Raw genomic sequence first — 21,696 nt, forward strand, 5'->3', positions numbered from 1 at the left:
CGGGTAATCCGGGCGCCGGGCAGGGAAGGGCGCGCCGGTTGCCAGGTATTTGAGGAACGGGAGCCGAATATGAACGCAGCATCGTCCTTGCATCCGGCCCTTGCCGGCGCAATCCATGACAACAGCGACAGCGCGGCCATGCTGGCGCCCGGCATGGCGGAATGGCTGCGCCGCCGCGCCGCGCGCAGTCCGGACCGCCCGGCGCTGACCTGCGCGGGACGGACCTGGACTTACGCCGGACTGGTGGCGGACGTGGAACGGATGGCTGCCGTGCTGGCGGCCGGCGGCATAGGCCGTGGCCAGCGCGTGGGCTACCTCGGCCTGAACGATCCGCTGTTCCTGGTGACGCAGTTCGCCTGCGGCTGGCTGGGCGCCATCTTCGTGCCGCTCAATTTCCGGCTGACCGGCCCGGAACTGGCGTATATCCTCAACGATGCCGGCGTGCATACGCTGTTTGCCGACGAAGACCATGCCGGCCTGATCGACGAGGTGCGCGCGGGCCTGGAATGCCGGCGCTACCTGCGGCGCACCATGGCGCCGGGCTGGGAGGCACTGGTGCCGCTGATGACGCAGGCCAACGCCGCACCGCCGCCGGCTTCCACCCACCCCGATGAAGTGGCCGCGGTGATGTACACCTCGGGCACCACCGGCCATCCCAAGGGCGCCATGCTGACGCACGGCAACTTCTGGGCCAATAACCTGAACGTGATGATGATGAGCGACCTCGCCAGCAGCGATGTCGCGCTCAACTTCGCTCCGCTGTTTCACGTTGGCGGCATGTGCTGCGTGAGCTTGCCCATCCTGATGGCGGGCGGCCACCTTGTGCTGCAGCGCAGCTTCGATCCGGCCGGCGTGATGCAGGCGGTGGCCGAGCATCGCGTGACGGTGAGCTTCGCCGTGCCCGCCATGCTGCTGTTTGTCAGCCAGCACCCGGATTTCGAACGGGCCGATCTGTCCAGCCTGCGGGGCATCTCGGTGGGCGGCGCGCCCATGCCCGAGCCGTTGTTGCGGCTGTTCGTTGCGCGCGGCATCCCCGTCAACCAGGGCTACGGGCTGACCGAGACCGCCGCCGCGACCACCTTCCTGGACCCCGGGCGCGCGCAGGACAAGCTCGGCTCCTGTGGCACGCCGGCCATGCTGACTGAAGTCAGCATCCGCGATTTCGAGGGCAGGCTGTTGACCGAACCCCACGCGCGCGGCGAGATCTGCGCGCGTGGCGGCAATATCATGAAGGGCTACTGGAACCGCCCGGACGCCAGCGCCGCAGCGTTCTACGAAGGCGGCTGGTTCCGTACCGGCGACGTTGGCTATGCCGACGAAGAAGGCTTCTACTATGTCTGCGACCGCCTCAAGGACATGGTCATCACCGGCGGCGAGAACGTCTACCCGGCTGAGGTGGAGAGCGTGCTGTACGAGCATCCCGCCATTGCGGAAGTCGCCGTGATCGGTGCGCCCGATCCGCGCTGGGGCGAGCACGTGGTCGCCGTGGCGGCGCTCAAGCCGGGGGCCAGCCTGACGCTGGATGAACTGCAGGCCTTCGCGGAGCCGCGGCTGGCGCGCTACAAGCTGCCGCGTGCGTTGAGGGTGGTGGCGGCGTTGCCGCGTAATCCAACGGGGAAGGTGTTGAAGGTGCGGTTGAGGGAGATGGGATTGGAGTAGGGGGGGTGGCCCATGGTGGGGGGGGTCTGCTGCTTCTTTCGCTGATTCTTTGTGCGGCGTTGGTTTTTGGACCCAAGTGCGTACGACATCCCCCTGCGGGGGACGCCGGTCACTCTTCTTTGCTTCGGCAAAGAAGACTAACGAGAAGAAAGCCGACCCTGCCGGGAGCAGAACAATCAGGCTCTCGAATATCAATGATTTCGTCGTACGGCCCGGAGTGCCGGCGGGCTTCTGCCGGTACCGGCTTGACTGGCCACGATCCTGCCAGCTTCCGGGATTCGTGGTGCGGCCCCCGGTAGCAGACATCACTTGCTTCAAGCCGTCTGTCGCTCGCGTAGTGGCCGGCCACGAAGTTGCAGGCGCACCGGTTCCGTCGTGGGCGCGGTGGCACCGGATTGATATGCCCAAGACCGTGACCACCGCGCCCGCCCCACCACGAAACCATTGACGGGCGATGTGTCGTGATGGCGCGCACCGGTAACGGCAGATGGTCGAACGCTCACCGCACACGAGGTCAGGGGCTGTACCACGTAACCCATGGGTCATGCAGAAGCGACGTCCTTTGGGCCGGTGGGATCCGCCAGCCAGCACCTTGGGCCTGACGACGAAACCACCGACGCCCAATAGCCTGATTGCTCTGCCCCCGGCAGGGTCGGCTTTCTTCTCGTTAGTCTTCTTTGCCGAAGCAAAGAAGAGTGACCGGCGTCCCCCGCAGGGGGATGTCGTACGCACTTGGGTCCAAAAACCAACGCCGCTCAAAGAATCAACGACCAACGACCAACCCGCAAAGCACAAGGCCCATTCGCCCCACCAGACCAGAACCATCTGAACTCGGCTAGGAAATTTCGCAGAGAGAATATCTCGCAAAAGGAAGAGGAGCACCCAATGGCAGGACCAACCATCGACTTCTGGCAAGCCCGCTTTGAATCCAGGCAAACCCCTTGGGAACGCGAAGCCGCCAGCCCGCAACTGGCGCACAGCGCCAGCCGCGTTATCCATGGGTAATCCCCAATCCATATACAGCCAGTCCACACAAGAGCCACACCGGTAGTTTTGTTACGGTGGCACCAGTCGCATCAGTCGCAACACGGCGAAGCGCAAGACGGCACGTGCCGCGCCCGATGCCATCGGGCGCGCGTGACCCACCCAATTCCGAGATCGACCCCGGCCACCCGCACACCGCGCGCGGCAAGGGGCGGCCGGCACAGGAGACAAGATTGGAGATCCTGCAATTGACGATCTCGGGCATCGCGCTGGGCTGCATCTACGCGCTGATCGCCCTGGGCTTTGTGCTGATCTACAAGGCCACCGAGACCGTGAACTTTGCCCAGGGCGAGTTCATGATGCTCGGCGCCTTCGCCGGCGTGGTGCTGACCATGCTCGGCCTGCCCCTGCTGCTGGCGGTGCCGCTGACGGTGGCGGGCATGGCCGGCTTCGGCATGCTGGTGGAACGCCTGGCGATTCGCCCCATCCTCGGCCAGCCGCAGTTCACGGTAGTGATGCTCACCATCGGCATGGGCTACGTGATGCGCGGCCTGATCACCATGGTGCCGGGCATCGGCGCCGGCACGCATACCCTGCCGGTGCCTTACCAGGGCATGGTATGGCGCACCGGCGGGCTGGTGCTCAGCGTGGAGCAGGTGGCGGTCATCGGCGTCACCGCCGCGCTCTGCGTGGTGCTGTACCTGGTGTTCCGCTACAGCCGCATCGGCGTGGCCATGCAGGCCAGCTCGCAGAACCAGCTGGCCGCCTATTACATGGGCATTCCGGTACGGCGGCTGAATGGGCTGGTGTGGGGGCTGTCGGCTTCGGTGGCGGCCATCGCCGGCCTGCTGCTGGCGCCCATCACCTTTGTCCACGCCAGCATGGGCATGCTCGGCCTCAAGGCATTCCCCGCCGCGGTGGTTGGTGGCTTCGGCAGCCTGCCGGGCGCGATCGTGGGTGGGCTGGTGATTGGGGTGGTGGAGTCGCTGGCGGGCTTCTACCTGCCGGAAGGCTTCAAGGATGTGGCGGCCTATGTGGTGGTGCTGGTCATGCTGGTGATCAAGCCCAACGGCCTGTTCGGCGAGAACCTGCGTAAAAAGGTGTAGAAACGCGATGCGATTCCTGTTCAAGACCGACTATCGCCAGGACCTCAGCCTGGCAAGGCACTCCGGCCACGTGTTCTGGTATGGCTTGCTGCTGGTTTGCCTGCTGATCGCGCCGGGCTGGGCCAGCAGCTACTGGATCGCGCAGCTTGGCTTCGTGCTGATCTACGCCATTGCGGGGCTGGGCCTGATGGTACTGTCCGGGTACACCGGGCTGCTGTCGATCGGGCATGCGGCATTCCTGGGCGTTGGCGCATATGCGCAGGCCTGGCTGACCAGCCACGGCGTGCCCTTCGTGCCGGCCTTGCTGGCGGCGGGGGCGCTGTCGGCGCTGGCGGGCGTGGTGGTGGGGCTGCCGGCGCTGCGGGTCAAGGGCATCTACCTGGCCATCGCGACGCTGGCCTTCGGGCTGATCGTCGAGGAAGTCCTGGCGCGCTGGGACAGCGTGACCGGCGGCAATGCGGGGCTGCCGGTGGCCGCGCCGCAACTGTTCAGCTACGTGCTGGAGGGGCCGGTGGCGTTCTACTACCTGGCGCTGGCGGTTTGCCTGCTGGCTACGCTGGCGGTGCTCAACCTGCTGCGCAGCGCCACCGGGCGGGCGTTCATCGCCATCCGCGATTCCGAGATCTCCGCGCAGAGCATGGGTATTCACCTGGCGCGCTACAAGACATTGTCATTTGCGCTGTCCGCCGCGCTGGTCGGCATCGCGGGAGCGCTCTACGCACACAAGCTGCGCTATATCTCGCCCGAGCAGTTCGGCATCGCCCAGTCGATCGACCTGTTGCTGCTGGTGGTGGTGGGCGGCCTGGGCTCGGTGCACGGCGCCTTCCTCGGTGCGATCTTCCTGATCGTCATGCCGCAGACGATCGTGCTGGCCAAGGATTTCCTGCCGCCGGCCATCGCGCAGGCCAGCGGGCTGCAGGCGCTGGTGTACGGGACGGTGCTGATGGCATTTGTCCTGTTCGAGCCGCTAGGGCTGTATGGGCGCTGGTGCAAGATCCGTACTTACCTGGAACTGTTCCCCTTCTATCGCCAGGGCATGTTCCGGCGCCAGAAGGCGTTCCAGCGCTCCGAGCGCCTGAAATAAGGAGGCCGGCACCATGACAGACACTCTTCTCAGCGTGCGCGACCTGTCGGTCCGCTTTGGCGGCGTGCTGGCGCTCAACGGCGTGAGCTTCGATGTCCGGCGCGGTGAGGTCTTCACACTGATCGGCCCCAACGGGGCCGGCAAGACCACGGTGTTCAACCTGATCAGCCGCATCTATCCGCCCACCAGCGGCGAGATCCTGTGGCAAGGCGAGGTGCTGACACAGTTGCCGCCGCACGCGATCGCCRCGCAGGGCATCGCGCGCACTTTCCAGAATATCGAGCTGTTCGAGCACGCCACGGTGCTGCAGAACCTGCTGATCGGCCATCACACGCATCGCGCCGCCGGGTTCTGGGCCGACCTGCTGTTCACGCCCGCAGCGCGCCGTTCGGAACTGGCCGCGCGCCACAAGGCTGAAGAAATGATCGAGCTGCTGGACCTGCAGGCACACCGCGATGCACTGGTGGCGGGCCTGCCTTACGGCGTGCGCAAGGTGGTGGAACTGGCGCGCGCCCTGTGCAGCGGCCCGCGCCTGTTGCTGCTCGACGAGCCGTCCTCCGGACTGAATGTGGAAGAGACCGAGGACATGGCCTGGTGGATCCGCGACATCCAGAGCGAACTGGGCATCACCGTGCTGATGGTGGAGCACGACATGAGCCTGGTATCACGCGTGTCGGACCGGGTGCTGGCGATGAACCAGGGCCAGGTGCTGGCGCAGGGCACGCCGGCCGAGGTGCAGGCGCATCCCGGCGTGATCGAGGCTTACCTGGGCACGGTGGACGACGTGGCCTCACTGCGGAGGGCGGCATGAACCTGATGGAAGGCWCGGACAAGATGCGCAAGATCCAGGATGCCCCCGTGCTGGCGCTGGCCAACGTGGAAAGCGCATACGGGCCGGTCAAGGCGATCCGCGGCGTAAGCCTGGCGGTGCAGCGCGGCAGCATCGCCACCGTGCTGGGCGCCAACGGCGCCGGCAAGACCACCATCCTCAAGACCATTTCCGGCGTGCTCGACCCGACCCGCGGCAGCATCGCCTTCAAGGGCGAGAGCATTGCCGCGATGGACCCGGCGCAGATCGTGCGGCGCGGTCTGAGCCATGTGCCCGAGGGGCGCGAGGTATTCCCGCTGCTGTCGGTACGGGACAACCTGCTGATGGGCGCCTATACGCGGCGCGACCGCGACGGCGTGGCGCGCGACATGGAGGCGGTCTACGGCTACTTCCCGGTGCTGCGCGAGCGCGCCGGCCAGGACGCAGGCCTGCTGTCGGGCGGCCAGCAGCAGATGCTGGCGATCTCGCGAGCGCTGATGGCGGCGCCCGAATTGATCCTGCTCGACGAGCCGAGCCTTGGCCTGTCGCCCAAGCTGACCAAGGACATCTTCGACATCGTGGTGCGCATCAACCGCGAGCGCGGCACCACCATTCTGCTGGTGGAGCAGAACGCCAACATGGCGCTCAACGCGGCGGACTACGGCTACGTGCTGGAGAACGGCCGTATCGTGGCCGAGGACACCTGCGCCGTGCTGCGCGAGAAGGACGATATCAAGGAGTTCTACCTCGGCATGAAGGACAGCGGCGTGCGCGGCGAGCGCCGCTGGAAGAAGCGCAAGACCTGGCGCTAGCACGCGGCAAGGGCCTCTGCAACCGAAACCGATCACCCGTTTTTCCGAGAGCAACCAATGGCAATGGCGAGAGCGCACACCATGAAGCCCCTTTCCGAAGCGGCATTCGACACCCTGCCGAAAATGTTCTGGCATGGCGTGGCCGAGCGCGGCGACGCGGTCATGATGCGGCAGAAGGATCTGGGCGTCTGGCGCAGCTACCGCTGGCGCGAAGTGGGCGAGATCGTGGCCGATGTCGCCGCCGGCCTGGCCGAGCTGGGCCTGCAGCCGGGCGAGGTGGTGTCGGTGCTGTCCAACACCAACCGGGAATGGGTGTGGAGCGACCTGGGCGCCTTGACGGCCGGCGCCGTGGTAAGCGGCATCTACCCCACCGATTCGCCTGCGCAGGTGGAATACCTGTGCCACGACTCCGGCAGCGTGATGCTCTTCGTGGAGAACGAGGAGCAGCTCGACAAATACCTGGAAGTGCGCGAGCGGCTGCCACGGCTGCGCAAGGCGGTGGTCTACGACATGGAAGGGCTGGCCGGCTACGACGACCCGGACGTGCTCAGCTTCGACGCGCTGCTGGCACTCGGCAGGCAGGTGCGGGCGCGAGAGCCGGATCTGGTGGCGCAACGGCTGTCCGCCGGCAGTGCCGATGCGCTGGCGGTGCTCGTGTACACATCGGGCACCACGGGACGGCCCAAGGGCGCGATGCTGTCGCACCGCAATGCGCTGCGCAGCTGCCTGACGCTGCGCGAGTTCCTGCCCGCCACCACCATCGGCGAGCGCATGGCCTTCCTGCCGCTGTGCCACGTCTCGGAGCGGATCTTCGGCGAGTATTACTCGATCCTGTCCGGCGCCGTCATCAACTTCGTCGAGAACCCGGACACCATCTTCGACAATATCCGCGAGATCCAGCCCGATGCTTTCCTGGCGGTGCCGCGCGTGTGGGAGAAACTCTATTCCAGCGTCACCATCGCGGTACGCGAGGCCACCCGCCTGCAGCGCTGGGCCTATGACTGGGCCATTGCCGCCGGACGGGCCCGCGTGCACGAAGACGGCCAGGCAAAGCCACTGCCGCCCGGCGCGCGCCTGAAGCTCTGGCTCGCCGATACGCTGGTACTGGGTAACGTGCGCCGCATGATGGGGCTGAACCGCGTGCAACTGGCCGTGACCGGCGCGGCGCCGATCTCGCCGGACCTGATCCGCTGGTATATGGCGCTGGGCATCGTGCTGCACGAGCTATGGGGCATGACCGAGATCACCGGCGCGGCCACCTGCAACCCGCCGGGACGGACGCGGCCGGGCAGCATCGGCATCGCCTTGCCGCATACCGAGGTGAAGATCTCCCACGAGGGCGAGTTGCTGGTGCGCGGGCCGCAGGTGTTCATGGGCTACCTGAACCTGCCCGGCAAGACCGCCGAAACGATGGTGGACGGCTGGCTGCGCACGGGCGACGTGGGCCGGGTGGACGGGCAGGGCTATTTCTATATCACCGACCGCATGAAGGACCTGATCATCACCGCCGGCGGCAAGAACGTCACGCCGTCCGAGTGGGAGAACCAGCTCAAGTTCAGCCCTTACGTAACCGACGCCGTCGTCATCGGCGATCGCCGGCCCTACCTGAGCTGCCTGGTGATGATCGACCAGGACAACGTGGAACAGTGGGCGCAGGAGCACGACGTGCACTTCTCCGACTACGGCTCGCTGTGCCGCAGCAAGGAAGTGATCGCGCTGGTGGGGCAGGAAATCGACAAGGTCAACAAGCAGTTTGCGCGGGTCGAGCAGATCAAGGCGTTCCGGCTCATCGAGACCCGCCTCGGCGCCGAGGACGAGGAACTGACCCCGACCATGAAGCTCAAGCGCAAGCTGGTCAACGACAAGTACAGCGCGCTGATCGAGTCGATGTACCTGGCCAAGGTGGCCTGAACGCAAGCGGCCCCAACAGGAGGCGCCATGAGCGATGCAGACAAAGCGGTTCCCGTCAGCCTGGTGCGGCACGGCCGCATCGGCCTGCTGTGCATCGACCATCCGCCGGTGAATGCGCTCTCGGTGGCCACGGTAGCGGCGCTGGATGCCAGGGTGGCCGCCTTCGAGGCCGATCCCTCCCTCGATGGCTTGCTGATCTGGTGCGCGGGCCGGACCTTCGTGGCCGGTGGCGACATTGCCCAGTTCGACGCGCCGGATTTCTCCGCCGCGCCTTACAACCGCATCCTGGCGCGGATTGAAGCCAGCGAACGGCTGGTGGTGGCGGCCCTGCACGGCACCGCGCTCGGCGGCGGGCTGGAACTGGCGCTGGCCTGCCATTACCGGGTGGCCTTGCCCTGCACGCGGATCGGGCTGCCGGAGATCAAGCTGGGGCTGCTGCCGGGCTCGCTCGGTACCCAGCGGCTGCCGCGCGCCTGCGGGGCAGCGCTGGCACTGGACCTGATGCTGAGCGGGCGCCTGCTCGACGCCGAGGCGGCGCTGGCCGCCGGCATCGTCGACGCGCTGGTGCAGGGGGAGCCGCTGGCCGCGGGCCTCAACTTCCTGGAAGACCTGCTTGAGCGTCTGGCGCCGCCGCGACGCCTGTCCACACTATCCGTACCCGTGGCTGGCCTGTCCAAGGACTTCTTCCCGCAAGCCATGCAACATGCCACGCAGCAGCGCGCGCACTATCCCGCCGCCGCGGCCATCGTGCAAGCGGTGGAAGCGGCAGCGACGCTGCCATTCGCGCAGGGCGAGGCGATGGAGGCAGCCTTGCTCACCGCCTGCGTGGCCTCGCCCGAATCGCGGGCGCTGCGGCACCTGTTCTTTGCCGAACGGCAGGCGGCACGCGTGCCCGGCATGCCCGCGGGAGCGGCGCCGCGCGCGCTGCACACGGCAGGCGTGGTCGGCGCCGGCACCATGGGCAGCCGCATCGCCATGAGCCTGGCGGATGCCGGCTTGCCGGTGACGCTGGTGGAAGCCAGCGGCACAGCGCTGGCGAGGGGCCTGGCCTCGGTCCGCGCCCAGTACGAAGCCAGCGCGGCGGCGGGGCGGATACAGCCGGAGCAGGTCGCCAGGCGCATGGGCCTGATCGCGGGAACCCTGGACTATGCAGCGCTGGCCGGCTGCGAGTTGGTGATCGAGGCGGTGGACGAGGACATGGCGCTCAAGCAGCATGTGTGCGCCCGGCTCGGGCGCATCTGCAAGCCCGGCGCGATCATCGCCACCAACACCTCGACGCTGGATGTGGAAGTGCTGGCCGAGTCCAGCGGCCGGCCCGCCGATTTCGCCGGCGTGCATTTCCGCAATCCGGCCAATGGCGGGCGGCTGATCGAGGTGGTGCGCGGCAGCGCCACCGCGCCGGATGTGCTGGTGACGGCCATGCAGCTGGCCCGGCGGCTCGGCAAGGTGGCGGTGGTGTCGGGCGTGTGCTTCGGCTTTATCGGCAACCGCATGGCCGAAGCCTACCTGCGCGAGAGCGAGTTCCTGCTGATGGAAGGGGTAAGCCCGGCGCGGCTCGACGCCGTGATGCAAGCCTACGGCATGGCGATGGGCCCATGCCGCATGCTGGACCTGGCCGGGATCGACGTGGGCGCCAAGATCGTGCTGGAGTACGGCAAGGCCGGCGGGCTGCCGCCCGATCCCGCCTACCGCGCGGTGGTGCGCACGCTGTTCATGCTGGGGCGGCTCGGCTGCAAGAGCGGCGCGGGCTATTACCGGTATCTGGATGGGCAACCGGTGCCCGACCCCGAAGCGGAACGCATCTGCGCCGCGCTGGGGCGCGCGCACGGCATCGCCCGCCGCATGGATATCGCCGATGCCGAGATCGTCGAGCGCCTGCTCTATCCCCTGATCAACGAGGCCGCCAAGCTGCTGGAAGAGGGCGTAGCGTGCCGGCCCGGCGACATCGACATGGTGTGGACCGCCGGCTATGGCTTTCCGGATTACCTCGGCGGCCCGGTCTGGCAGGCCGACAGCATTGGCCTGCCGCGCATCGTGGCGGGACTGGAGCGCTATGCGCGGCTGCGCGGCAATCCTTACGACTACTGGGACATCTCGCCGTTGCTGGCGGCACTGGCGCGGGGCGGGCAGCACTTGTCCGGCTGGTCGGCACCGCCGGCCGCGGCCGATACGCCTGCAACGGCGGAGCAGGGCCGTCCCGCCATGCCCATCTCGTTATCGCCGGATCCGCTGGCCGGGCAAAGCCGGATCCAGTCTGGACCCAAGCCGCCGCAGAGCGTGCATTGACCAAGGCAGTCCGTCAGTTCCTATATCCATAGCGCCATAAAACAAGGAGACAACCATGATCCTGAAGACCACCATCGCCGCACTTGCCCTGGCGCTAAGCGCCGGGGCGGGCGCGCAGACCCGCGGCGTCACCGACAAGGAAATCGTGCTCGGCCTGATCACCGATATGTCCGGCCCGATCGTCAACTACGGCAAGGAATCCCGCAACGGCATGACCATGGCCGTGGAAGAAATCAACGCCCGCGGCGGCGTGCAGGGCCGCAAGCTGCGGGTGGTGGTGGAAGACAACGGCTACGAACCCAAGCGTGCCGTGCTGGCGGCGCAGAAGCTGGTCACGCAGGACGGCGTGTTCGCCATCATCGGCCACCTGGGCACCGCGCCCAATATGGCCACGCTGCCGATCCTGGTGCAAAGCAAGGTCTTCAACTTCATGCCGCAGAGCGCCGCGCGCGACATGTATGAGCCCGCCAGCCCGTACAAGATCGCGCTGGGGCCGTCCAATTTCCTGATGTCCACCACCATCATGGATTACTTCTTCAAGCAGAAGCCCTACCAGCGGGTGGGCGCGCTGTACCAGGACGACGACTACGGGCGGGAGTCGGTGGAAGGCGTGCAGGCCTATCTCAAGGCCAGGAACATGACCCTGGTGGAGAAGGTGTCGTACAAGCGCGGCGCCACCGATTTTTCCTCGCAGATGGCGCGGCTCAAGGCGGCCAACTGCGACCTGGTGTTCAACGCCTCCACGATGCGCGAGTACATCGCCTCGGTCCAGGAAGCGCGCAAGATCGGCTTCAACCCGGTTTTCGCCGGCACCTCGGCCAATTACGCGCACCAGGTGCCATTGCTGGGCGGCAAGGCCATGGAAGGCCTGCATGCGGCGGCCTTCATCATGCTGCCCTATGCGGATGATGCAAACCCGGCGGTGCGGCAATGGGCTGCCGCCTACAAGAAGCGCTTCAATGAAGACCCGGGCGTGTACTCGATGTTCAGCTACTACGCCTACACCACCTTCGCCACCATCGCCGACAAGGCCGGGCGCAACCTGACCGCCGAGTCCTTCAACGCCGCCATGGAGTCGACCAAGCTGCCGCAAGACACGCTGGGCAACCCGGGCTTCAATGTCTCCGCCAGCAACCGCCTGAGCAACGACCGCATCCGCATCATGAAGGTGGCTGGCGACAAGTGGATTCCCGCCAGCGATCTGCTGCCGCCGCCCAAGATGAACTGAGCGCGGCGAGCCACAACGGGATGGCGATCCCCGCCGCCATGACAGGCGGCGGGTCTGGAGCAACGGACAATTGGAGACAGACATGAGCACAGCAACGGAACAGGCGCGCGAGCGCATCGGCCGCATCGCCCTGGGCGATGTGGTCCACCGCTCCGCCCGGCGCTTCGGCGCCCGGACGGCGCTGATCGAGGGCGACCATAGCCTGAGCTATGCGGCGTTGAACGCCGCCACCAACCAGTTCGCCCACTACCTGCTGGCGCAGGGAATGCGCAGCGCCGAGCGTGTCGGCATGCTGTGCAACAACTCCATCGGCATGATCGTGGCGCTGCTGGGAATCCAGAAGGCGGGCATGGTGTGGGTGCCGATCAATACGGCCCTGGCGCCGGACGCGATCCAATACATCCTGGAACACGCCGAGGTCACGCGGCTGGTGGCGGACGCGTCAGTGCTGGCGCGGCCCGGCATCGCGGAACTGGTGGCGGCGCTGGGCATTCCCGTTGTGCTCCTGGAGCCCGCAGGCGAGGTGGCAGGCGACCTGGCGGGCTTGGCCGCGACGAAGTACTCCGACGCGCTGGCCGGCCAGCCGGAGGCGCTGCCCGACGTGGATATCGCCAGCGGCCAGCTGGCGCAGATCATGTACACCAGCGGCACCACCGGCCCGCAGAAGGGCGTGATGCATTCCCACGCCTCGGTGCACTCGGTGCTGTCCGCCAACCTGGTCGATACGGGCTGCGGCACGGCGCGGGAGGTCTTTACCTGCCTGCTGCCGATGTTCCACTGTGCCCAGCACGGCAATACCATGAGTGCGCTGCTAGGCGGGCACACCGTGGTGGTGGGTCGCGGCTTCGATCCCGCCCGCGTGCTGGCCGACCTGGCCCGGCACCGCGTCAGCGTCGTGGTGGCGCTGCCGATGATGTACCGGGCCATGCTGGAGCACCCGCAGTTCGCCAACACCGATCTTTCCAGCGTGCGGCTGTGCATCTACGGCATGGCGCCGTTGCCCAAGAACCTGCTGCTGCGCCTGCTGGATGCGTTCTGCCCCAACTTCGTCCTGTGCTCGGGCCAGACCGAGATGTACCCGGCGGCCACCATCTTCGAGGCGGAGGAACAGCGCAAGCGCTTCGGCGCGTACTGGGGCGTCGGCACGGTGGTCAACGAGGTGGCGGTGATGGCCGACGACGGCAGGCTGCTCGGCCCCGGCGAGCCGGGTGAGATCGTGTTTCGCGGGCCCAACGTGATGCTGGGCTATTACAAGGACCAGGAGGCCACCGCCCGCGTGCAGCGCTTTGGCTGGCATCACTCCGGCGACCTGGGCGTGCTGGACGAGGACGGGCAACTGCTGTTCCTCGACCGCATCAAGGACATGATCAAGACCGGTGGGGAAAACGTACCTTCGATCAAGGTCGAAGAAGTGCTGCTGCGCCATGCCGCCGTAGCCAACGCGGCGGTGGTAGGCCTGCCGCATGCACGCTGGGGCGAGGCGGTGACGGCGTTCGTCACGCTCAAGCCAGGCGCGGCGGTGGAGCAGGAAGAGCTGGGCGCCCACTGCAAGGCGCATCTCGGCGGCTTCGAGGTGCCCAAGGACGTGGTGCTGCTGGCCGCGCTGCCGGCGACTTCCACGGGAAAGATCCAGAAGTTCGAGTTGCGCCAGCGTTATCGGGAACACTACGATGTGGCGGGAGCGCCGGGCTGACCAGCGCACGGTCCGGCCCCTGGCGCCACCGGGCCGGAACGCCTGGTCATAGCCACCTGACGCAAGACGCAGCCGGCTGCTCCGGCTACGCTGCTTTTTGCGCCGCGGCACGGCAGCACCGCCCGGCCAGCGTCGTCCGAAGCACCCAGACCGCACAACCAGCAGGCCTGACGACGCACCAACCGGCGCGCGGACAGCGCCCGGCAGGAGACAAAGGACATGCAGATGCAAGCACAAGGCATTGCGTGCCCGCCAGCCATGACCTTGGCGCCCGGCGCCAGGGCAGGGACCGGCAGGGTAATGTGGCTCACGCCGGAGCGGCTCTTCTACGCCGGCCTGCTGGGCTCGCCCTCGGTCCGCACCATGGGCGGCTTGCTGATTTATGTGGCTTTGCGCGCACCCATTCGCATCCGTTTCGACGGCGGGCCCTGGGCGTCCACGGAACTGGCGGTGGTGCCAGCCTATATGCCGCACTCGGTGGCCTGCGATGACCGCATGATCTGCGACCTCGGGCTAGAGGCCGAGAGCATCGACCTCGCCCGCCTGCCGTCTGTGATCCGCGGCCGGGTGGGGCCGGTGGACGATGCGGCATTCGTGCGCCACGTGCGCCAGGCCCACGCCTACCTGAGCGAGCGCGGACGGGAACTGGACCTGCAGGCGGACAGCTTCGACCAGATCTTCTTCGGCCATGCGCTGGCGCCACGCCGGCTGGACCCACGCATCGAAGCCGTGGTGCAGCGCATCCGCAACGCGCCCTCGGCCACCGCCACGGCCGGGTCCTGCGCCGCATCGGCCCATCTTTCGTTTTCGCGCTTCCTGCATTTGTTCAAGGAAGAGGTCGGCACGCCGTTCCGCAGCTTTCGTACCTGGAAACGCGCCCGCAGCCTGCTGCACTATGTCACCCAGGACTCCAATCTGGCGCATGTGGCGCTGGATACCGGCTATCCCGACTCCACGCACTTCAGCCACTCCATCCGCCAGGTCTACGGGCTCAAGCCCAGCGACATCTTTGCCGGCTCGCGCAAGCTCGCGCTGATCGGCGAGCGGGTGGCGGTGGGCGGGGGTATGCCTGGCTAGGCTGCTCCCGCAACAAGCTCGGATTTCCTGCTCCGTAACACCTGGCAACCGGGCTTTGGCACGGCTTGACAGCGGTCGATCTCGCCCCTTCCTACCCACTAAATTGGTAAAATGCAAATACCCATTAAATTGGTATTTGCAGAATACCCACACTACTCATAAAATGATTTTACGCACATAACGGGTACGCCCGGACCACCAAGATGAAACAACTGCTCTCCACCGCCGGCCAGCTAGGGCAAGTGCTGCAATCCGCACGGCGTGCGGCGAAGCTGTCCCAGACGGACCTCGCCTCGCGCCTGGGCATCAGCCAAAGCCGCGTCTCCCATATGGAGCTGAACCCCGGCAGCATCAGCGCGGATCAGTTGCTGGCGCTGGTCGGCAGCCTGGGCCTTGAGCTGGTCGTCCAGGACAAGCGCCCGGCCGGCGCCGATTCCCCGACGGTGGAGTGGTAGGCATGGGCCGCAAATCGCATGCGCGGGCGCTTTCGGTGTGGGCCAATGGCGAGCGGGTAGGGACGTGGCGCATCCCCACGCGGGGCGATATGGAATTGCAGTACGACCCCGGCTGGATCGCCTCGCCCGCCGGCCGGCCCTTGTCCCTGTCGCTCCCCTTCGGCGTCGATGCTTCACCGCTGAAGGGCGACAGGGTGCGCAACTACTTCGATAACCTGCTGCCCGACAGCGACGCCATCCGCAAGCGCCTCGCCACCCGCTTCAAGACAGCGACCACGGAGGCCTTCGATCTGCTGGAAGCCATCGGCCGCGACTGCGTCGGCGCGGTGCAGTTGCTCGGCGAAAGCGAGCAGCCGGTGGGCCATGACCGCATCGACGGCACGCCGCAGTCTGATGCCGATATCGAAAGACTGCTGCGGCAAATGGTCGGCTCGGCCGCCCTGGGCGCACAGGGCGATGACGACGACTTCCGCATCTCCCTGGCCGGCGCGCAGGAGAAGACTGCGCTGCTGTGGCACGGCAACCAGTGGATGAAGCCCCACGGCGCCACGCCCACCACCCACATCCTCAAGCTGCCGCTCGGGCTGGTGGGCAACAAGCGGGCCGACCTCAGCACCTCGGTCGAGAACGAGTGGCTCTGCCTGACCATCCTCGCCGCCTATGGCCTGCCGGTCGCGCACAGTGAAATCAAGACCTTCGCCAGCCAGAAGGTCCTGAGCGTGCAACGCTTCGACCGGCAACCGCACTCGTCGGGCAACTGGATCCTGCGGCTGCCGCAGGAGGACTTCTGCCAGGCGCTGGGTGTCGCTCCTCACCTGAAATACGAAGCGGACGGCGGCCCGGGCATGCGCGATATCGCGCAGATCCTGCGGCAATCGACCCACGCCGACGAAGACCTCGAGTCCTTCCTCGCCACGCAGATCCTGTTCTGGATGCTGGCGGCACCCGACGGGCATGCCAAGAATTTCAGCATCCGGTTGCTGCCCGGGGGGCGTTACCGGATGACACCGCTCTATGACGTGATGTCGATCTGGCCGGTGGTCGGCAACGGGGCGAACCAGTGGTCGTGGCACAAGGCCAAGCTGGCCATGGCGGTGGCCGGCAAGAACCGGCACTACCTGTTCAAGGACGTGCAGCGCCGGCATTTCAACGCGATGGCGCCCAAGTGTTTCCACGGCCCGGATGCCGAGGGCATGATCCAGCGGCTCATCGCGCAAACGCCGGCGGTCATCGGAAAGGTCGGCGCGGCCTTGCCGGCTGGTTTCCCGCAGAAGGTGGCGGACAGCATCCTCCAGGGGCTGGAAGCTTCCGCCAGACAGCTCGAGGCAATGCCACCTGGATAGCGGCGGGGCCGGGCACCGGCGCGCCGACCACTTTGCGCAAGACGAAGTGCGCGGCGCAGCCTATGGTCGAGGCATGCCGGCAGTGCCGCATGGAATCGCCTGCCGGTTTGTGGCCGGTTCCCATGCCACATGCCCCCGACCCCAAACGGCAGCCACGCCGGCTGCCTGCCGACTGACAGGACCCACGATGAGCCTCCAGACCCTGCCGCCGCTCGCACACTATTTCACGGCCGAGCACGAACAGTTTCGCARCACCCTGCGCGAATTCGTCGCCCGCGAGATCTCGCCGTTTGTGAACGAATGGGATGAAGCCGGGACCTTTCCCCGCTCGCTGTACCGGCGCGCTGCCGAGATCGGCTTGCTCGGGCTGGGGTACCCGGAGCGCTTCGGCGGCACGCCCGGCGACATCTTCTACCACCTGATCCAGGCCGAGGAATTCGCCCGCAGCGGCTCGGGCGGCGTCAATGCGTCGCTCCACTCCCACTCCATCGGTGTGCCGCCGATCGTCGCGGCAGGCAGCGAGGCGCTGCAGCAGCGCGTGCTGCCCGCGGTCATCGCCGGCGACAAGATCGCCGCGCTGGCCATCACGGAACCGGGCGGCGGCTCCGATGTGGCGAGCCTCAGGACCACGGCCGTGCGCGACGGCGACCACTACGTCGTCAACGGCGAGAAGACCTTCATTACCTCCGGCATGCGCGCCGATTTCATCACCACGGCGGTGCGCACCGACCCTGCCAACAAGGGCGCGGGCGGCATCTCCCTGCTGCTGATCGAAGGCAACCCGCCCGGCCTGACCCGCACCGGACTGAAGAAGATGGGTTGGCTCGCCTCCGACACCGCCCACCTGCATTTCGACAACTGCCGCATCCCCGCCGCCAACCTGATCGGCGAGGAAAACCGCGGATTCCAGATCATCATGCGCAACTTCAATTCCGAGCGGCTGGGGATGAGCGCAAGCGCCTATGGCTATGCCGAGGCCTGCCTGCAGGAAGCGCTGGACTGGGCGCGCCAGCGCAACACATTCGGCCAGCCGCTGGTGGAGCGGCAGGTGATCCGCCACAAGCTGGTCGACATGGCGCTGCGCATCGAGGCAGCGCGCAATCTCGTCTATGACCTGGCTTACCGCGTCCAGCACCAGGCGGGAGACCCCGCGCAACTGGTGGCGCGCACCTGCATGGCCAAGATCCAGGCCACGCAGGCGATGCAGTTCTGCGCCGACCAGGCCGTGCAGATCCTGGGCGGGATGGGTTTCATGCGCGGCACGCTGAGCGAACGTGTATACCGGGAGGTCAAGGTCATGATGATCGGTGGTGGATCCGAGGAAATCATGAAAGACCTGGCCGCGCGGCAGCTGGGCTTTTGAGGGGAGGGGCCCGGGTGGCATCGGCTTCCATGCCGCCCGCAGACCCGCCTTATAATCCGTCCGGAAAATCAGCCGCCGGGCCCCGCCGGCGGGCGAGCGCGTCCTGGAACCGGCCGAATGCCTTCGTACCCCCTCATCCTTTGTCTCACCTTTGCCGTCGTTGGCAGCCTCACGGTTGCCGTGGCCGCGTGGACCAGGCGGGACGACCCCACCGTCAAGGCCTTCCTGATGCTGGCCTTCGGCTGCGTGATATGGAGCGGCGGCCGCCTGCTGGAACTGAGTTCCTTCGACCTGGAAACCCGCGTGATGTGGGCCAGGCTGCAGTACTTCGGCATCGTCGCGGTACCGATCGCCTGGCTCTGCGCCATGATCCAGCTCAGCCGGCCCAGGTTCGTCATTCCCTGGTCATTGCTCTCTATGCCCATCGTGATCAATATCGTGACGCTGGGCCTCGTCTTCACCAACGAACGGCACCACCTGATCTGGGATTCGATCGCGATGGTACCTGGTGGCCGGCCACCCGGCGCGGTCTTCACCCATGGTCCGGCGTACGCGGTGGTGGCTGCCTATTCCTACCTGCTGTTACTGATCAGCCTTTACTTCCTGCTGACGGCCCGCGTGCCCAGCAGCAGCCTGACGCGGGGCGGGCGCGCCGTGCTGGCGGGCGGACTGGCGCTGCCGCTGGTGGCCAATATCGCATACCTGCGTGGATGGACAGGGCCGCTCGGGGGCGACCTGACCCCGGCCACCCTCTCCGTGATGACGGTGCTGGTGTGGATATGCGCGCTGCGCGGGCACCTGGATGACGTCGGGCACTATGCCAGGCTGCGGGTGTTCGATGCCTTGCAAGAGGGTTGCGTAATCGTGAATGCGGACGACATCATTGTCGATTTCAATCCCGCCGCCCGCCGGCTGCTGGAAGCCGTGGAACGCGGCAGCCCATACCCGGCAGCCTGGAATGACGCAATCGCCGCCAGCCGCTCGGGGATGCCCGGTAGCGGCGCATCCCACCTGATTTCGGAGGAGCGGGTCGACTACGAGCTCACCGTGGACCCGGTACGCAACCTCAACCGGCAGCCGGTAGGGCGCATTGTGTTCCTCCGCGACGTCACCCGTTTCCGCTCGCGCGAACAGGCACTGACTTCGGAAAACTCCACGCTGGCGGTGCGGCTGGGCGAAACCGAGGAAAAGCTCTCGCGCATCGAGGCCGACCTGTACCGCGACGCGCTGACCGGGGTGTTCAACCGGCGGTTCTTCCAGCGCGAGGCCGCCGCCGCGCTGGCCAATGCGTTCGAGCAGGGCATCCCCGTCGGCCTGCTGATCATCGACGTCGATTACTTCAAGCAGTACAACGATCTCCACGGCCACGTGCACGGCGACGAATGCCTGCGCCAGGTCGCCGGCGCCCTCGGGGAAACCATGCGCAACGGCCCCGGCGACTTCTGCGCCCGCGTTGGCGGCGAAGAGTTCGCCATCGTGCTCCCGCACATCTCGCCGCGCGAAGCCGGGGAGGCCGGATTGCGGCTGCTCCAGGCCGTGCGCTCGCTGGCGCTGCCGCACGGTGGCTGGCCCCAACACCCGTATGTCACCATCAGCGTCGGCGCGGTTTGCGAAATCCCGGCATCACCGTTCCTGGAGCCGATGCTGGAGAAGGCCGACGCCGCCATGTACGAAGCCAAGCGCAATGGCCGCGACCGCTTCGTGATACGCGACGCGCTGGCATTGCCCGCGTATCCTGCTTAGCCATTGCCGCGGGCGGATTGCATCCGCGTGACTGCGCATATGCGAGCGCTCTGCGCGATGGCGCGCCCTCCATGCTGCGGTATTCCGTGCCAGCCCATTCCCGCTGAGGCGTGAGCCCGTCCGGCCACGGAAGCGGCCGCTCTCAATTCCGTCTGCCGGAAATGCGGGGCTGTATCGGACGGCATTAACGCTTACTCTGGACTCATCAAAAACGGGCGGGGATAGGCGCGAAAGTGGCGCCGGGTCCCGCACTGAAACCAGACCGGAGACGCAAGTGCCGAATTCAATCCCTCTCTTTGGCCGCATGCTGGCCAAACTGGCCATTCCCTTCGCCGCCATGGCCGCGCTGGCGCCATTGGCCGCCACGGCGGCCTACCCGGAAAAGCCGATCCGCCTCGTGGTGCCTTTCGCCCCCGGCGGCGGGACCGACCTGATCGCCAGGACCATGGGGGTCACGATGTCCCAGGACCTGGGCCAGCCCGTGATCGTCGACAACAAGCCGGGCGCTGGCACCATCATCGGCTCCGACGTGGTGGCCAAGAGCGCGCCGGACGGTTACACGCTGGTGATGGCGACGCTGGCCCACGCGGTCAACCCGAGCATCCACGCCAAGCTGCCCTATGCGACCGACAAGGCATTCGCCCCCGTGATGCTGGTAGGCCGGTCGCCCAACGTGCTCGTGGTGCGCCCGGACAGTCCTTACAAAACAGTCCAGGACCTGATCGCGGCCGCCAGGGCCAAACCGGGAAAGATCTCGTTTGCCTCCCAAGGCCCGGGCACCTCGGCGCACCTTGCCGGCGAGTTGTTCAAGTCGCTGGCCAAGGTCGATCTCAATCACATTCCTTACCGTGGCGCCGGCCCCGCGATTACCGACCTGCTGGGCGGGCAGGTCGACGTCATGTTCGCCACCGCCTCGGCGGTCGGACCGCAGCTGGAAAGCGGCAAGCTGCGCGCCATCGCGGTGACCACCGCGCAACGCTCCGCAAGCCCGGTGCTGGCCAAGGTTCCCACCATCGCGGAGAGCGGTGTGCCCGGCTATGTGGCCGAAAGCTGGTACGGACTGTTCGTGCCGGCCGGCACGCCCGCCCCGGTGATCGCCCGCCTCAATGCGGCAGCCAGGAAGGCCGTACAGACCGACGCGTTCCGCAAGCGTGCCGAAACCGAGGGCCTTCAGGTCAGTGCGGGCACGCCAGAGGAATTCGGGCGCTACGTGCGCGGCGAAGAGGCCCGCTGGAGCCGCGTGGTCAAGGAAGCCAAGATCACCGTCGAGTAATCCCGCCGCATCGGCAACACATGATGCGCAAGGCCAATCGCATGGCCACCAGACAAAGAGAGACCAACCAATGACCACCACCTCGCTGATCACGCTCGACATCGATGCCGGGATCGCCACCTTGTCGCTGAACCGCCCGGAAAAACGCAATGCCATGACCGATGACATGCGCACCGAGCTGATTGCCGCCCTCGAACACGTCACGCAGGACAAGTGCATTCGCGCGCTGGTCCTCACCGGCAACGGCAAGGGCTTTTGCGCGGGCGGCGACGTAGCCGGCATGCAGCGGCGCATGGACGCGCCGCCGGGCGAAGTTGCCTTCAATGGCTGGGCGCGCCAGCAACGGGTGCACCATACGGTCGCGCTACTGCACAACATGCCCAAGCCGACCATCGCCGCGGTCAATGGCGCCGCGGCCGGGCTTGGCGCGGACATGGCGATGAGCTGCGATTTCGTGATGGCGTCGGAAAGCGCCAGCTTTGCGTGGTCCTACATTCATCGCGGCCTGATCCCGGACGGCGGCGGCATGTATTTCCTGCCGCGCCGCACCGGCCTGGCCAAAGCCAAGGAACTGATCTTCAGCGGCCGCAAGGTCGATGCCGCCGAGGCGCTTCAGCTTGGCATCGCCGATCGCCTGAGCGAGCCGGAAACGCTGCTGGCCAATGCGCGCGCCTGGGCCGCCGAGCTGAGCCAGGGGTCGGCCACCGCCCTGGCGCTGGGCAAGTCCATCCTGAACCAGACCTTCGAACTGCCCGCCGGCCAGGTGTTCGCGCAGGGCAGCCAGGCACAGGGCATCTGCTACACCAGCACCGAGCACCGCGAGTCCGTGCTGGCATTCCTCGACAAGATGGCGGCAAAGGGAAAGGCCTGA

The 21,696-nt window shown here is 66.8% G+C and carries 16 protein-coding genes; all 16 read left to right on the top strand.

From position 1 onward, the window contains the following. Window positions 1-69: 69 nt before the first annotated feature. Window positions 70-1,659, top strand: a complete 1,590-nt coding sequence (locus tag AC1DT6_RS30685; protein WP_441629604.1) for an acyl-CoA synthetase — start codon at window positions 70-72, stop codon at window positions 1,657-1,659. A gap of 1,217 nt (window positions 1,660-2,876) precedes the next feature. Then, a complete protein-coding gene (locus AC1DT6_RS30690; RefSeq protein ID WP_428180351.1) occupies window positions 2,877-3,749 on the top strand; it encodes a branched-chain amino acid ABC transporter permease in 873 nt (290 codons plus the stop codon). A 7-nt stretch (window positions 3,750-3,756) separates the two neighbouring features. Next, on the top strand, window positions 3,757-4,833 hold the full coding sequence (locus AC1DT6_RS30695; protein ID WP_441629605.1) for a branched-chain amino acid ABC transporter permease: 1,077 nt from the start codon (window positions 3,757-3,759) through the stop codon (window positions 4,831-4,833). Window positions 4,834-4,846: 13 nt separating this feature from the next. Next, the gene (locus AC1DT6_RS30700; protein WP_477115181.1) at window positions 4,847-5,644 is read left to right on the top strand and encodes an ABC transporter ATP-binding protein; all 798 of its coding nucleotides are present in this window, start codon (window positions 4,847-4,849) and stop codon (window positions 5,642-5,644) included. Then, the gene (locus AC1DT6_RS30705; protein WP_477115182.1) at window positions 5,641-6,453 is read left to right on the top strand and encodes an ABC transporter ATP-binding protein; all 813 of its coding nucleotides are present in this window, start codon (window positions 5,641-5,643) and stop codon (window positions 6,451-6,453) included. The genes AC1DT6_RS30700 and AC1DT6_RS30705 overlap by 4 nt, the downstream gene beginning before the upstream one ends. Before the next feature lie 81 nt (window positions 6,454-6,534). Next, entirely contained in the window at window positions 6,535-8,364 is a 1,830-nt protein-coding gene (locus AC1DT6_RS30710) for an AMP-dependent synthetase/ligase (protein ID WP_441629607.1), read from the top strand. 27 nt (window positions 8,365-8,391) lie between these two features. Continuing rightward, entirely contained in the window at window positions 8,392-10,650 is a 2,259-nt protein-coding gene (locus AC1DT6_RS30715; RefSeq protein WP_441629608.1) for a 3-hydroxyacyl-CoA dehydrogenase NAD-binding domain-containing protein, read from the top strand. A gap of 55 nt (window positions 10,651-10,705) precedes the next feature. Continuing rightward, on the top strand, window positions 10,706-11,878 hold the full coding sequence (locus AC1DT6_RS30720) for an ABC transporter substrate-binding protein (protein ID WP_441629609.1): 1,173 nt from the start codon (window positions 10,706-10,708) through the stop codon (window positions 11,876-11,878). 82 nt (window positions 11,879-11,960) lie between these two features. Then, window positions 11,961-13,571 carry a class I adenylate-forming enzyme family protein gene (locus tag AC1DT6_RS30725; RefSeq protein WP_441629610.1) on the top strand — a complete coding sequence of 537 codons (1,611 nt, stop codon included), beginning with the start codon at window positions 11,961-11,963 and terminating at the stop codon, window positions 13,569-13,571. 219 nt (window positions 13,572-13,790) lie between these two features. Then, the gene (locus tag AC1DT6_RS30730; protein ID WP_441629611.1) at window positions 13,791-14,648 is read left to right on the top strand and encodes an AraC family transcriptional regulator; all 858 of its coding nucleotides are present in this window, start codon (window positions 13,791-13,793) and stop codon (window positions 14,646-14,648) included. 203 nt (window positions 14,649-14,851) lie between these two features. Beyond that, the gene (locus tag AC1DT6_RS30735; protein ID WP_441629612.1) at window positions 14,852-15,103 is read left to right on the top strand and encodes a helix-turn-helix domain-containing protein; all 252 of its coding nucleotides are present in this window, start codon (window positions 14,852-14,854) and stop codon (window positions 15,101-15,103) included. 2 nt (window positions 15,104-15,105) lie between these two features. Beyond that, window positions 15,106-16,446, top strand: coding sequence for a type II toxin-antitoxin system HipA family toxin (locus AC1DT6_RS30740; protein ID WP_441629613.1), 1,341 nt, complete (start codon window positions 15,106-15,108; stop codon window positions 16,444-16,446). A gap of 187 nt (window positions 16,447-16,633) precedes the next feature. Then, complete coding sequence (locus tag AC1DT6_RS30745; protein WP_477115183.1) at window positions 16,634-17,809, top strand: acyl-CoA dehydrogenase family protein; 1,176 nt, start codon at window positions 16,634-16,636, stop codon at window positions 17,807-17,809. Window positions 17,810-17,926: 117 nt separating this feature from the next. Continuing rightward, complete coding sequence (locus tag AC1DT6_RS30750; RefSeq protein ID WP_441629615.1) at window positions 17,927-19,552, top strand: histidine kinase N-terminal 7TM domain-containing protein; 1,626 nt, start codon at window positions 17,927-17,929, stop codon at window positions 19,550-19,552. A gap of 304 nt (window positions 19,553-19,856) precedes the next feature. Further along, on the top strand, window positions 19,857-20,825 hold the full coding sequence (locus AC1DT6_RS30755) for a tripartite tricarboxylate transporter substrate binding protein (protein WP_441629625.1): 969 nt from the start codon (window positions 19,857-19,859) through the stop codon (window positions 20,823-20,825). Window positions 20,826-20,895: 70 nt separating this feature from the next. After that, the gene (locus tag AC1DT6_RS30760) at window positions 20,896-21,696 is read left to right on the top strand and encodes an enoyl-CoA hydratase/isomerase family protein (RefSeq protein ID WP_441629616.1); all 801 of its coding nucleotides are present in this window, start codon (window positions 20,896-20,898) and stop codon (window positions 21,694-21,696) included.

The sequence above is a fragment of the Cupriavidus sp. 01L45 genome (genome assembly GCF_056399885.1).

Excerpts from the sequence above, each read along its gene's own strand:
- AC1DT6_RS30685 (WP_441629604.1), top strand. The coding sequence starts at position 70 with ATGAACGCAGCATCGTCCTTGCATCCGGCCCTTGCCGGCGCAATCCAT.
- AC1DT6_RS30695 (WP_441629605.1), top strand. The coding sequence starts at position 3,757 with ATGCGATTCCTGTTCAAGACCGACTATCGCCAGGACCTCAGCCTGGCA.
- AC1DT6_RS30710 (WP_441629607.1), top strand. The coding sequence starts at position 6,535 with ATGAAGCCCCTTTCCGAAGCGGCATTCGACACCCTGCCGAAAATGTTC.
- AC1DT6_RS30715 (WP_441629608.1), top strand. The coding sequence starts at position 8,392 with ATGAGCGATGCAGACAAAGCGGTTCCCGTCAGCCTGGTGCGGCACGGC.
- AC1DT6_RS30720 (WP_441629609.1), top strand. The coding sequence starts at position 10,706 with ATGATCCTGAAGACCACCATCGCCGCACTTGCCCTGGCGCTAAGCGCC.
- AC1DT6_RS30725 (WP_441629610.1), top strand. The coding sequence starts at position 11,961 with ATGAGCACAGCAACGGAACAGGCGCGCGAGCGCATCGGCCGCATCGCC.
- AC1DT6_RS30730 (WP_441629611.1), top strand. The coding sequence starts at position 13,791 with ATGCAGATGCAAGCACAAGGCATTGCGTGCCCGCCAGCCATGACCTTG.
- AC1DT6_RS30735 (WP_441629612.1), top strand. The coding sequence starts at position 14,852 with ATGAAACAACTGCTCTCCACCGCCGGCCAGCTAGGGCAAGTGCTGCAA.
- AC1DT6_RS30740 (WP_441629613.1), top strand. The coding sequence starts at position 15,106 with ATGGGCCGCAAATCGCATGCGCGGGCGCTTTCGGTGTGGGCCAATGGC.
- AC1DT6_RS30750 (WP_441629615.1), top strand. The coding sequence starts at position 17,927 with ATGCCTTCGTACCCCCTCATCCTTTGTCTCACCTTTGCCGTCGTTGGC.
- AC1DT6_RS30755 (WP_441629625.1), top strand. The coding sequence starts at position 19,857 with ATGCTGGCCAAACTGGCCATTCCCTTCGCCGCCATGGCCGCGCTGGCG.
- AC1DT6_RS30760 (WP_441629616.1), top strand. The coding sequence starts at position 20,896 with ATGACCACCACCTCGCTGATCACGCTCGACATCGATGCCGGGATCGCC.